The 12,493-nt window shown below is 51.7% G+C and carries 15 protein-coding genes and 1 other RNA gene; 13 read left to right on the top strand and 3 right to left on the bottom strand.

Features of this window, described 5'->3' with window-relative positions; genetic code table 11:
- The first annotated feature begins 246 nt into the window (after positions 1-246).
- The 3 genes from T320_RS14730 to T320_RS11415 all read left to right on the top strand — a co-directional run bounded on the left by T320_RS14730 (position 247) and on the right by T320_RS11415 (position 3,003).
- Positions 247-1,089, top strand: a complete 843-nt coding sequence (locus T320_RS14730) for an L-ribulose-5-phosphate 3-epimerase (RefSeq protein WP_037355894.1) — start codon at positions 247-249, stop codon at positions 1,087-1,089.
- A 15-nt stretch (positions 1,090-1,104) separates the two neighbouring features.
- Positions 1,105-2,151 (top strand): hypothetical protein, encoded by a 1,047-nt coding sequence (locus tag T320_RS14725; protein WP_037355892.1) that lies wholly within the window; start codon positions 1,105-1,107, stop codon positions 2,149-2,151.
- A gap of 150 nt (positions 2,152-2,301) precedes the next feature.
- The gene (locus tag T320_RS11415; protein WP_028129840.1) at positions 2,302-3,003 is read left to right on the top strand and encodes an L-ribulose-5-phosphate 4-epimerase; all 702 of its coding nucleotides are present in this window, start codon (positions 2,302-2,304) and stop codon (positions 3,001-3,003) included.
- Between the two features lie 98 nt (positions 3,004-3,101).
- Here the strand turns inward: T320_RS11415 and T320_RS11410 are convergent, their stop codons facing one another.
- Positions 3,102-3,539: a hypothetical protein gene (locus tag T320_RS11410; protein ID WP_051608744.1), complete on the bottom strand. Its 438-nt coding sequence runs from the start codon at positions 3,537-3,539 to the stop codon at positions 3,102-3,104.
- A 278-nt stretch (positions 3,540-3,817) separates the two neighbouring features.
- On the opposite strand from T320_RS11410, the gene brnQ reads away from it, so the two are divergent.
- From brnQ to T320_RS11390, 4 genes are all read left to right on the top strand, one after another.
- Complete coding sequence (gene brnQ / locus T320_RS11405; RefSeq protein ID WP_037355889.1) at positions 3,818-5,164, top strand: branched-chain amino acid transport system II carrier protein; 1,347 nt, start codon at positions 3,818-3,820, stop codon at positions 5,162-5,164.
- Between the two features lie 225 nt (positions 5,165-5,389).
- Positions 5,390-6,355 (top strand): TAXI family TRAP transporter solute-binding subunit, encoded by a 966-nt coding sequence (locus T320_RS11400; RefSeq protein ID WP_026759390.1) that lies wholly within the window; start codon positions 5,390-5,392, stop codon positions 6,353-6,355.
- 63 nt (positions 6,356-6,418) lie between these two features.
- Positions 6,419-6,898, top strand: coding sequence for a DUF1850 domain-containing protein (locus T320_RS11395; RefSeq protein WP_037355886.1), 480 nt, complete (start codon positions 6,419-6,421; stop codon positions 6,896-6,898).
- Complete coding sequence (locus T320_RS11390) at positions 6,891-8,816, top strand: TRAP transporter permease (RefSeq protein ID WP_026759388.1); 1,926 nt, start codon at positions 6,891-6,893, stop codon at positions 8,814-8,816. Before T320_RS11395 ends, T320_RS11390 begins: the two co-directional genes overlap by 8 nt.
- A 60-nt stretch (positions 8,817-8,876) precedes the next feature.
- Here T320_RS11390 and T320_RS11385 read toward each other — a convergent pair whose 3' ends face one another.
- On the bottom strand, positions 8,877-9,059 hold the full coding sequence (locus T320_RS11385) for a hypothetical protein (protein WP_037355883.1): 183 nt from the start codon (positions 9,057-9,059) through the stop codon (positions 8,877-8,879).
- 167 nt (positions 9,060-9,226) lie between these two features.
- Here T320_RS11385 and T320_RS11380 point away from each other — a divergent pair, with 167 nt between their 5' ends.
- Positions 9,227-9,484 carry a DUF896 domain-containing protein gene (locus tag T320_RS11380; protein ID WP_026759386.1) on the top strand — a complete coding sequence of 86 codons (258 nt, stop codon included), beginning with the start codon at positions 9,227-9,229 and terminating at the stop codon, positions 9,482-9,484.
- A gap of 57 nt (positions 9,485-9,541) precedes the next feature.
- Here the strand turns inward: T320_RS11380 and ssrS are convergent.
- Positions 9,542-9,714, bottom strand: a non-coding RNA gene (gene ssrS / locus T320_RS14290) — 6S RNA.
- Between the two features lie 169 nt (positions 9,715-9,883).
- Between ssrS and T320_RS11375 the strand changes: the two genes are divergently transcribed.
- The 5 genes from T320_RS11375 to T320_RS11360 all read left to right on the top strand — a co-directional run bounded on the left by T320_RS11375 (position 9,884) and on the right by T320_RS11360 (position 12,409).
- Positions 9,884-10,198, top strand: a complete 315-nt coding sequence (locus tag T320_RS11375) for a hypothetical protein (RefSeq protein WP_037355878.1) — start codon at positions 9,884-9,886, stop codon at positions 10,196-10,198.
- A 61-nt stretch (positions 10,199-10,259) separates the two neighbouring features.
- Positions 10,260-11,498 carry a histidine-type phosphatase gene (locus tag T320_RS14085; protein WP_051608743.1) on the top strand — a complete coding sequence of 413 codons (1,239 nt, stop codon included), beginning with the start codon at positions 10,260-10,262 and terminating at the stop codon, positions 11,496-11,498.
- 216 nt (positions 11,499-11,714) lie between these two features.
- Complete coding sequence (locus T320_RS14720; protein ID WP_072024012.1) at positions 11,715-11,864, top strand: YvrJ family protein; 150 nt, start codon at positions 11,715-11,717, stop codon at positions 11,862-11,864.
- Positions 11,865-11,966: 102 nt separating this feature from the next.
- Entirely contained in the window at positions 11,967-12,155 is a 189-nt protein-coding gene (locus T320_RS11365) for a hypothetical protein (protein WP_037355876.1), read from the top strand.
- A gap of 41 nt (positions 12,156-12,196) precedes the next feature.
- Complete coding sequence (locus tag T320_RS11360) at positions 12,197-12,409, top strand: hypothetical protein (RefSeq protein WP_037355872.1); 213 nt, start codon at positions 12,197-12,199, stop codon at positions 12,407-12,409.
- The last annotated feature ends 84 nt before the right edge of the window (positions 12,410-12,493 follow it).

The following is a 12,493-nucleotide window of genomic DNA, read 5'->3' as shown; positions in this document are numbered from 1 at the left end:
ACGGCAGAGACTAAATACTGCGCTGAACATACGCGCCGCCGGTCTTGCCCGGCGCAGGTAACTAAAAAATCCATACATTTACTTGTGGGTCATTTAGTGCAACGGCGAAAAGTATTACCACCGCCGCCTAAACTGAGCTGTAACAAAAATATTTCAGCACGAACTAACACAAACTGCAATGCATGATATGTCGAAAACGTAAATTGTGGATTTATGTCAGAAAACATGGGGAAAAGGACGATTTTTATGTGTAAATATCAGTTAGGTTTATATGAAAAAGCCATGCCAGGGACGCTGAACTGGGTGGAAAAGCTGCAGGCGGCGAAAGAGGCGGGCTTTGATTATGTGGAAATGAGCATTGATGAGACGGATGCGAAATTGGCTCGTCTTGATATGAGTGAAGGGGAAAGAGACAGCATTCGCGCAGCTATGCGGGCTGTGGGCGTGCCGTTCCGCTCCATCTGCCTGTCGGGTCATCGCAAGTATCCTTTGGGCTGTCCGGATATGGAGAAGCAGAAAAAGAGCCTGGCCATCATGGAAAAGGCCGTGAAACTGGCGGCGGATTTGGGCATTCGCACGATTCAGCTGGCAGGTTATGATGTGTACTATGAAGAAAGCTCGGAAAAGACGCGGGCGGATTTCGTGAAGAACCTCAAAATTGCTGCTGAAATGGCAGGCAAAGAGGGAATTCAGATGGGCTTTGAGACCATGGAAACGCCGTTTATGGACAATGTGCAAAAGGCCATGGAATACGTTAAGCTCGTGGATTCGCCGTATCTGGGTGTTTATCCGGATTCGGGCAATATCACCAATGCGGCGCTGCTCTATGATGACGATGTGACCGAAGACCTCAAACGCGGCAAGGGGCATATCGTGGCGGTGCATTTGAAGGAAACCGTACCGGGCAAATATCGCGAGATTCCCTTTGGTACGGGGCATGTGGATTTTGAACAGGTCATTAAGACCAGCTGGGAATTGGGCGTGCGCCGCTATGTGGCGGAATTCTGGTACTTAGACGGGCAGGACTACAAGGCCGAGCTCAAGAAGGCCAGCGAATTTATGCGCAGCCGATTGGACAAGATGAATTAATAGAGGTGTTATATAATGAAAGCAACGAAAAAAGTTATCGGTGAACTCGAAAAGTGTTATTCTCTGGCCATGCTCCATTATCAGGGCAGGGACCATTTCCTCTGCGCCGCAGAAAAGGTCAACAACTGCTATCTCATCAGCCTTGATGGCGAGATTGAAGAAACGGTTTGGGAAGGCCCCGGCGGGGTTATGACGATGGTGCAGGTGCCGGGCACGGACGGACAGTTCCTGGCAACCCGCAAATTCTATTCGCCGAATGACTCCAAGGAAGCATCTATTGTCGTGGTTACACCGCGCGGCAAGAACGATTGGGAAGTGCGTACCCTCGTTGACCTGCCGTTTGTTCACCGTTTTGGCATTTTGCAGGCGGGCGGCAAGAACTACATCATTGCCTGCGCGCTGAAATCTGACCATGAATACAAAGATGACTGGCGTTTCCCCGGAAAGGTGTTCGTGGCTGAACTGCCGGACGACCTCTCCGGTTACAACGACGATAATCAGCTGGAACTGACGGTGCTCAAGGACAATATGCTCAAGAATCACGGCTATTATCTGCATGAGGAAAAAGACGGCTCCACCTCGGCTGTGGTTTCCTGCGATAACGGCGTGTTCCAGTTCTTCCCGCCGAAAACTGCTGGCGGTGAATGGGAAGTAAAAGAACTCACGAGCGATGCAGCCAGCGACGCCCTGCTTATGGACCTCAACGGCGATGGCGTGGAAGAACTCTGTGCTCTGGCTCCGTTCCACGGCGATACCATCAACATCTACGAGCAGAAAGACGGCAAGTTTGAAGTGGCCTATACCTATCCCGAAAAACTGGAATTCCTCCATGCCATCTTCGGCGGGCAGGTCAACGGGGAAAATACCTTTATCATCGGCCATCGCAAAGGCGAACGCTATCTGTTGGCATTCACTTACAAAGATGGCAAATATGTGGCCGATAAACTCGACGAAGGCTGCGGTGCCGCCAATGTACTGCATTATACCCATGATGGGAAGGAAATCCTGATTGGGGCGAATCGCGAGATTAATGAGATTGCGATGTATGAGCTGACGAAGTAAATCGCTTGTTGATGACTGTTTGTGTACGAGCACAAAATTTTTCAAAACTATTGAAATGCCAATCCCAGTGGTGTATGATATGTGTATAAGCAATTCCAATGAATAACAATCGGTAATAAGTGTGCACTGCACATTGTTGGAGGGGAACGTATGTTAGAAGAACTGAAAGAGAAAGTCTATGAAGCCAATATGCTTTTGCCGAAGCATAATCTGATTACCTTTACCTGGGGCAATGTTTCCGGGATTGACCGGGAGAAGGGCTTGTTTGTCATCAAGCCGTCCGGGGTAGAGTATGATGTGATGAAGCCGTCGGATATGGTCGTAGTGGATTTGGACGGCAACAAGGTGGAAGGCGACCTCAATCCTTCTTCCGATACAGAAACGCATCGGATTTTCTACAAGGAATTCCCCAACATTGGCGGAGTGGTGCATACCCATTCCCGCTGGGCGACGATTTTTGCGCAGGCTGGACAGGGTGTGCGTGCTTATGGCACGACGCAGGGAGATTATTTCTATGGTGAAATTCCCTGCACACGCGATATGACCGAGGAAGAAATCAAGGGCGCTTACGAGTACAACACTGGCGTGGTAGCTGTGGAACGCTTCAAGAAATATGGCATCAATCCGGACTACGTGCCGGCAGTGCTCGTGAAGAATCATGGCCCCTTCACCTGGGGTACGGACTGCTTCAATGCCGTGCATAATGCTGTCGTGCTCGAAGAAGTTGCCATGATGGCCTTCCATACCCAGATGCTCACGCAGGACCGCGACCCCATGCCGCAGGTGCTGCTCGACAAGCACTTCTTGCGTAAGCACGGCCCCAATGCTTATTACGGGCAGAAGAAAAAATAAGACGATAAGAGTGACCATTGATAGAGGCTCTGATTAACATGAAGCGGCAAAGAAAGGCTCCTCATGGCTTTATAGTCATGGGGAGCTTTTGTGTGGATTTAGTTTTTCTGAATGGTGGCGTCCTCGCCGTCGGCTTCGGCTTTTTGAATCATGATTTTGAGGCGCTCGATGTTCTTCTTGTGGCGCTCGATGGCAAAGCCGATGCGGATGTGTTCTTCTTCGGTGAATTCGGGGTTCTCGTAGGATTTTTTGATGCGTTCGAGGCGTTCTTCGACGTCGCGCAGTTCGTCGCGCATGGGCTTGACGTGCTGCAGGGCGAAGCCGTAGACGGCGCGAATCTGGTCTTCGACGTATTGGGCGTAGCCGGGTTCGCCAGAGGATTTTTCGAGGCGCTTGGCCATATGGTAGATGATGTCAAAGGGGGATTCCCCGCTGTGAATCATGTTGACAATTTCCATCTTGGCCTGCTGTTCCACCCCGTGGGGCTGGGTAATCAGCGGGTCAAGTTCTTTTTTTTCTGCAGTTTCCTCGGACATGACGGTTTTCCTCCTTATAAGTATGTATTTTCGTGGACATTTTTGTCTTTAGTATAACAGATATTTCTAGTAAATAAAAGTTTACGAGTTTACACAGAAAATACAAAATGCCTCTTGCCATGTCTTTTGTCTTTGTGCTATAATACACCTATCCTAAAACGAAGGTGAACCCTAGAGTTCATGTCCGGGAAAGTGGGACATGGGCTTTTTGTATGTTCACTCGCGTACATTGTGAGTGGACAAAAGGTGTATTTTGTAAGAAAAGAGTGTGAGTAAGTATGAAGCGAATGAGCAAAGGCGAAATCCTGACCGTCGGCCTGATGATGTTTTCTATCTTTTTTGGGGCTGGCAATCTGATTTTTCCGCCTGCCTTGGGGCAGGCTGCCGGCTCAAACAGCATTATTGCCATGATGGGCTTTTTGGTGACGGGCGTGGGACTACCGCTTTTGGGCATTACGGCTATCGCCATGCAGGGCGGTAAGTATGTGGAGTTTATGAACCGCAAGACCTATCCGTGGCTCGCAACGGCATTATTGGTTATCCTGTATCTGACCATCGGCCCCGTGTTCGCCGTACCTCGTACCGGCGCGGTGTCCTTTGAAATCGGTATCCGTCCGTTCCTGGCTGCGGAAAACCTGACGCTGGGACAGTTCATCTATACCCTGTTCTTCTTTGGGGCAACGTATTATCTGGCCATGACGCCGAACAAGCTCATTGACCGTGTGGGCAAAATGCTGACTCCGGCGCTGCTGGCGTTTTTGGTCATTCTCTTTGTGAAATCCTTTGTGACGCCGCTGGGTGAAGTGCTCGACGCAACGGGCGCTTATATCACGGCACCGTTCTCCCAGGGCTTCCAGGACGGTTATCAGACGATGGACCTTCTGGCCTCCCTGTCCATCGGTACCATTGTGGTAAATGCCATCCGCATGCGCGGTACGACGGATAATAAATCCGTGAGCAAAATCTGCATCATTTCCGGTTTCATCACGGTAGCGTTGATGACGCTCGTGTATGGTTCCCTGGCTTATATCGGGGCAACGAGCGCTGGCGTACTCGGTCATGTAGAAAACGGCGGCCAGCTGTTGGCTGGTGCTGTGGGCATCTTCTTTGGCCCGGCCGGTAATTTATTAGTAGCTTTCATCATTGCGCTGGCCTGCCTGACCACTTCCTGCGGTATGATTTCCGGCATGGCCTGGTATTTCAACAAGCTCAGCAACAACCGTGTTTCCTATGCCCGCCTCGTACAGGCAGGTACGCTGTTCAGCTTTGTGGCTTCCAATATCGGCCTGACGCAGATTATCGCGCTGTCCGTGCCGTTCCTCGTAGCCATCTATCCGTTGGTTATCGTGTTCGTGGTTCTGTCTTTGTTTGATGGATTTATCGGCTGGCGCTACAGCGTTTACCGTCTGGCCATCAATGTGACGCTGGTCTTTGCTGTGCTGGACGGCCTCGCTGCCGCTGGCATCAAGTTCCCGGCATTGACGGAATTTTTGACGGCGTATGTGCCGTTCTATGATATCGGCATGGGCTGGTTCGTACCGGCTGTGGTGGCAGCTGCTGTTGGCTGGGTGTATTCCTCTTTTCGGGATGCGCGGGACAGCGAAGTTTTGACGACGGAACAGTAAAATTACATACAATATAGAAGCGTCTTATCTAAAAGCGGCATTTCCAACTCGGAAATGCCGCTTTTGTTGTTTAATTGTGCAATGTATACATACATACATTACAAAATGTCTATTTTTCTGGTTATAACACTTGTCAGTGTATACCCTCTATGCTATAATGATATACGAGATATGCAGTTATTGTTTTAAATTATAGGTCAAATGACACAATAGGAGGGGTAAGTTATGAAGTTTACAGGCTTGAAAAAAGCCCTGTTGGCAGGGCTGGCGGTTGTGGCTATGGCAGCGGTGCTCACCGGCTGTGGTGGTGACAATGCCGCAGAGAAGAAGTTCTTAAATATCGGTACCGGCGGTACGGCAGGTACATATTACCCCATTGGCGGTGCCATGGCTGAAGTTCTCAACAAGGACATCCCGGGCATGAACGCCAGTGCACAGAGCACGGGGGCTTCGGTGGCAAATATCAATATGCTGAAAGATGGTTCTGTGGATTTGGCTATCGTTCAGAATGATATTACCTATTATGCGGTGAATGGTACGGAAATGTTCAAGGATAAGAAGGTCGAAGGCCTCAAGGGTATCGCTACCCTGTATCCGGAAACCTGCCAGGCTGTGACGCTGGAGAGCTCCGGCATCAAGTCCATCGCTGACCTCAAGGGCAAGAAGGTGGCCGTAGGTGCTGCCGGTTCCGGCGTAGAAGCCAATGCCCGCCAGATTATGGAAGCCTATGGTGTAACGTATAACGACATTCAGGTTCAGTATCTTTCCTTTGCGGAAGCAGCCAGCGCCCTGAAGGACGGCAACATTGATGCCGCGTTCCTGACGGCTGGTTATCCGACCTCCGCTGTACAGGATATCGCTTCCCAGCACAAGGTTCGCCTGCTGCCGGTTGAAGCATCCAAGGCAGATGCCCTGATTGCGAAATATCCTTTCTATACCAAGACGGTTATTCCGGCTGGTACCTATGCAGGCTTTGATGAAGAAGTTCCGGCTGTCTCCGTAATGGCTATGCTGGTAGCCAACGATAAGGTGGACGACAAGCTGGGCTATGAACTCACCAAGGCGCTGTTCAAGAACCTTGACCGTATCCATGCAGCTCATGCGGCCGCTAAAGCCATCCTGAAGGAGAAGGCTCTCGAAGGTATGCCGCTGCCGGTTAATGCTGGTGCAGAGAAGTTCTTTAAGGAGTAATTCTGAAGTTTTGCGGGGCTGTTGCACGGGGTGTAACAGCCCTTTTTGCGAAAAGGTGATATTTTGCAGAAAGAATTTTTACTATGCGGTTTAGGGCTGTTTTTGGCTCTTTGGCAGATACTCACCCTGCCCTGCATTGTCGTGCGGGCAGGAGGCGAGCGCCTTTATATCGGAGAGGTGGCAGCAGGTTTTCCGCTGTCCATACGTTTCATCCATTCTGTGCAGAAAACGCCGGTGGAGGAATATTTGGCGGTGGATGAAGCGCGGCAGGGATTTTTGCTGACGGCTACCAAGTATCAGTCCTTCGGCGTGGGGCTGCCCTTTGATGCAGCGGAAGGGGAGTTCCATCAGGAGGGTGATTATTTCTGGCTGCGGGGGCAGGAGCGGCGGTATCCAAAGCTGGCTCTGCGCGTGGGCGTTGGTACGGAGCTTACGTTAAGCCTTGCGGGGAAGAAGTTCCCTCTCTATGAAAAGTATCAGCCCGGCACGTTGGTGACGGTAGAGTTAATGCCCTTATGGAAAGGATTGGTTATGAATGAATGAACATGATGCCAAAACCGCAAATGCGGTTCTGAAGGAGTATGACAAAGAGTCAGACACCATGGAATATACCGGCGTGATGAAAAAGATTGTGGCCTTTATCGCCATCTGCTTTTCCATCTTTCAGCTTTATACCGCAACCTTCGGGGTGCTCGATGCCCAGCTGCAGCGCGGTGTTCATCTGGGCTTTGGTCTGGCGCTGGTGTTCCTGCTCTATCCCACGCGGAAAAGCTGGTCGCGGCACAAGCTGCATCCCTTTGATTTGGTGCTGGCGGTTTTAGGCGCGGCGGCACCTGCCTACATTATCTATGAGTATCAGCATCTGGTACTGCGGGCAGGGCTGGTGTCCGATGTGGATTTGGTGGTCGGCGTCTTAGGTATTCTGCTCGTGATTGAAGCTGCGCGCCGTGTGGTGGGGATTCCCATGGTCTGCGTGGTACTGGCCTTCCTGGCCTATGCCTTTGCCGGCCCTTATATGCCCGGCGTGCTGGCCCATCGCGGCCTGACGGTGAGCCAGTTGGTCGGACATCTTTACTACACCACCGAGGGTGTTTTCGGTATTCCTCTGGGCGTGTCTTCGACCTTTATCTTCCTCTTTATCCTGTTCGGTGCTTATCTGGAGTCCACGGGTCTGGGCAAGTTCTTCATCGATTTGGCCAATTCCATTGCGGGTTGGGCCAGCGGCGGCCCGGCTAAAGTGGCGGTTCTGTCCTCGGGCCTTATGGGTACCGTGTCCGGCAGTTCCGTGGCCAACGTGGTGGGCACAGGCTCGCTGACCATCCCTATGATGAAAAAACTGGGCTATCACAAGAACTTTGCCGGGGCCGTTGAAGCGGCAGCTTCCACGGGCGGTCAGCTCATGCCTCCTGTTATGGGGGCCGCGGCCTTCCTGATGGCCGAGTTCGTAGGGGTTCCCTACATTGATATTGTAAAGGCCGCCGTGGTGCCGGCGCTCCTGTACTTCTCCGGCGTATGGCTGGGCGTACATTTTGAAGCGAAACGCAGCAAGCTCAAGGGCATTCCCCGCGAACAGCTGCCGCAGTTCTTCACCTTGCTCAAAGAGCGGGGCCATCTGGCTCTGCCGCTGATTATTATCGTGTACCTGCTGGTATCGGGCTATACGCCCATGCGGGCGGCTCTGGTGGCTATTGTCCTCGCAATTCTCTGTTCCTGCCTGCGCAAATCCACCCGCATGAAACCCATTGAGGTTGTGCAGGGGTTGGAAAAAGGTGCCCGCAACGTCTTAGGCGTATTGGTGGCCTGCGCCGCTGCCGGTATCATCATCGGCGTGGTGACGAAAACCGGTGTGGGGCTGAAACTGGCTTCGGGCCTGCTGACCCTCTCCGGCGGTATGCTGCTGCCCACCATGTTCTTCACCATGATTACGGCGATTATCCTGGGCATGGGCGTGCCCACCACGGCAAACTACGTCATCACCTCGACCATTGCGGCGCCCGCTTTGGTACAGATGGGCGTTCCCGTGCTGGCGGCCCATATGTTCGTGTTCTACTTCGGCATCATCGCTGACGTTACCCCGCCGGTGGCACTGGCTGCCTATGCCGGTTCGGGTATCAGCGGCGGCAACGCCCTCAGAACCGGCGTCAATGCCTCGAAATTGGCCATTGCGGCTTTCATCATTCCCTATATCTTCGTCATGTCTCCGGTGCTCCTGATGATGAGCGGCACGGCAGCAGAACTTGTCCTGTCCACGGTGACGGCCCTCTGCGGCATGGTGGCTATAAGCTCCGCGCTTATCGGCTATCTGGCAGCGGACTGCAAGGTATGGGAACGACTGGTACTCGTCGTGGCAGGTCTCTTGATGATTCAGCCGGGCCTGGCTACCGACGGCGTCGGCATCGTGCTCTTCGGCCTGATTATCGCCGGACAGCTCAAACGCCGTCCCAAGGCTGTTACGGAATAACGGTTCAAAAATAATACGAGAAAAGGCCTTCTCCGCAAGGGAGAGGGCCTTTTTGCGCCATCAGTCCTGAGGCTGCAGTGCTTTCCACAACACTTGCGCGCTCATCGTACTGTCGGCATGCCGTTCAAACGCTTCCTGCATCTTCTGTCCCAGACCTATCGTGTCCAGGAGTACCGCATCCGTGGCTTCTTTCAGGAGGAGAATCTGTTCCTCCAAAGCGGAAAAGCTAATGCCAGGTTCCAAAACGTCCGAACCTCCTGTGAAGTTGTATTTGGTTGTACAACCATAGCCCATTATACTAAACCGCTGTAACCTTTGGCAATGGGGCGGGAAATATTTTGACAAGGGCGGGGGCGAAAGGTATAATATTGCGTTGTGTAATGAAAGCTGTTGAAGAAAGAGAGACTTTTATGATAACTAAGGAACTCATTGCCCGGATTAATGAACTGTCCCGGAAGCAGCGCTCCACGGGACTTACCGAGGAAGAAAAAAAAGAGCAGGCGAACCTGCGGGAAATCTATTTGGAAGGCATCCGCGGCCAGATGCGGCAGATGCTCGACAACATTGAAGTGGTGGACGCACCGGCTCCGGCTATGCCGCAGAACCCGGACCCCAAGATTACCCATATCAACGAAGTCGCCATCAATTTGCGCCCGTATCTGCACTGATACCTGCAGATACGTGAAAAGGGAATGCTACCCTAGGTTAGCACTCCCTTTTCAAAGAAGGGGTCCAAACTGCCGCTGCCTTAAATGCCCAAAACCTGCGACTAGCAGGTGGGTGCCCTAAGTCTGGCTTCCGCATGACGCCTCGGCGAACTTCCACCAGAATCAAGTCAGGCTCCCTGTAATAAATGTAGGTTGGACATTCCAAAAGCCCGCGCACACCCCAGGCTTATCCTTCTTTGTTAGTATAGTAGCACAAAAAAAATGCATGTGCAAGACTTGACAAATACAAACTTTTGAAAATATTTACTTAATTTGGCCATTTTCCCAAAAAATTTGTAAAATAAGGCCGAATCATATATAATCAGATGTAGAAAACGTAGGATTAAAGGAGATACTACCATGGAAAATAAATTTAGCGTAGCTATCAGCTTTGGCAAGGACTTGGGCTGGATTGACTACGATGGCGAGAGCAAGAGCGCAACCGTCAATATCAACAACGACGAGGCCAAGAGCCTGACGGAAAAATACCTGGGGGAAAAGCACAGCATTAACGTGCCGCATGAGACGCTCATGGACTTCACGCCGGAAGAAATCGACCCGCTGGCCGATGTGGAAAGCTTCAAACTGGCGCTGACCCGCCTCTGGAATGAAACCAAAGTACACGTTGACTGGAGCCGTCCGGTGGACTATGTGAAAGCACATCCCAGCTATTAATGGTTACGGATGATTAAGCCCCTTTATGGGGCTTTTTTGACTATGTGGGGAGGGATTGAGGATGTTGTTGAAAAAGATTTGGGCTGCTTTGTTGATGGTACTGTGTCTCTGTCAGCAGGTGGAGGCGGTGCCGCAGGACGCATTTCACAGCAAGTATCATCTGGCGCAGGTTATCGTCCTGTCGCGGCACAATATCCGGGCGCCGCTGGTAAGCAAGGAGAAATTGGGCGAGATTACCACACACACTTGGCATGATTTTGGTGTAAAGGGCGGCGAGCTCACCGCGCATGGCGCGCAGATTGAGGAAAAAATGGGGGCCTATTGCCGGCTTTACTTCCAGAAGGAAGAACTGTTCCCCGCGGATTATCAGCCAGAGGCGCGGGATATCCTGCTCTATGCCAATGCCTTCCAGCGCACCATTGCCACGGCCAGAAGTTTTGAAACAGGGATGTTCCCGGATGTGGATGTGCCCGTTCAGTACAACGGCGATGTGAATGAAGCGGACCCCGTATTTTTGCCGGGGCAGGCGGGACATAAGCCCACTTATGATGAAAAGCTGACCGCTGAACTTACGGCCTTGGGCGGCAATGCGGCCCTGACGCAGCGTGTAGCAGCTGGTGTAAAGACGGCGGCTGGCGTTTTTGACAATCCGGAAGTCAGCAAGGGCGAGTTTAAGGTGAGCGTCAAGGACGGCGTTCATTTGGGCGGTTCCATCCGTCCGCTGATGATGACCTGTGATGCCCTGGTCCTGCAGTATTATGAATTGGGCGACAAGCGGGCAAGCTTTGGCCATGAACTGACATTTAACGAGTGGCGGGATATTGCGTCGGTGAAAGACTTGGGCATTCATGCCTATCGTCATCTGCCCACCCTTTCCCGCGCACTGGCGCGGCCGATGCTGTCCATCTTTCAGGAGGAACTGAACCTGCAAAAGCGCAAGTTTACCTTCCTGTGCGGCCATGATACCAACATTGCATCGGTGATGGGGGCCATGGAGGTCAAGGATACCGAGCTGCCGGAAACCATCGAGCAGGAAGCGCCCATTGGCTCGAAGCTCGTGGTGGAAGAATGGCAGGACGCGGACGGCGAAAGCTATGTGGCTCTGAAACTGGTCTATCCTTCGACCAGCCAGCTCTGCGGCAAAACGCCTATCGATGCCGATAACCCGCCGCAGGCTGTGCCCCTGCATTTGCAGAATATCTACCCCAACCCCGACGGGCTGATTACCATGCAGGATTTCCAGCAGCGGCTCACCGATGCCATTACCAGTGACGCGGAGCTTATGGGAATGCACTATTGAGAATCGTTGAATACAAAGAACCGGACGCATGAGCAGTACGTCCGGTTCTTTGCTGTGTATGAATGCTGTTCTGTCATCTAGGGGGATAATGGTCAAAAGATTTTTGTGGTACACTATTTTCTGCAGAATAGGGAATAATGTGCTGTGAGATAAGGGGGCAGGTACATGTATCTGCGAATTGTGGATGAACAGCTCTTGCCATAATGTGGCGAAAAGATGGAACAGACCATACTCACCGCCGTATCTGCCGTGGGCTTCCCCATTGTGGTGACATTTTACCTGCTCACGAGTTTTCAGAAGTCCATGGATAAATTCACCGACAAGCTGGGGGAACTCATACAGGAACTAAGGCGGCTGGAAAAATGACAAGTCAATAAGCAAAGCGGTTGACCGGTCAAAATTTGACTTGTCAATCGCTTCTTTTTATATTACACTATGAGTAGATGAATTACACAGAGGGCGTAAAGTATGTTTGTTACCAGAGAAAAAGAAGATTATGCCGATATTGTAAATATGCCCTGTCCGGAACCGAAAAACCATCGGCGCATGCCCATGATAAAGAGGGCGGCACAGTTCGCACCCTTTGCCGCCCTGTCAGGGTTCCATGAAATGATAGAACGGACAATACGGGAACATGAGGAAAGCATTGAGTATTAAGTGCTTTTGGTGATGGTCTAAAAATAGGAGGATGTTTGGAAATGGAAATGGATTTACAAGCGTTGGTTCGTGGCAAGCTGGGGGAGGCCTATGCCATGAGTCCGTGGACGCAAGGGCGGCTGGAGGAGATTATTCACTTGGTTGACGCTTACGCCAAGCAGCAGTATGAACAGGGCTACCGGACTGCGCTGGCAGATGCCCGGATGGCCGCCATGCGGGTGAGCTTTGGACTGGAACAGGCCCTGCCCCATTAAAAGGTTGCATATCGTGACAAGCCGTTATCGAAGGATAACGGCTTTTGTCATTGAAATATCCCCATGGACTTCTTCAAGTGAAAT

Origin of the sequence: Selenomonas sp. FC4001 (genome assembly GCF_000701565.1) — a bacterium.
Taxonomy (GTDB): Bacteria; Bacillota; Negativicutes; order Selenomonadales; family Selenomonadaceae; genus Selenomonas_A; species Selenomonas_A ruminantium_B.
Note: the sequence above shows the minus strand (reverse complement) of the source record. Positions and strands in the feature narration are given on the sequence as shown.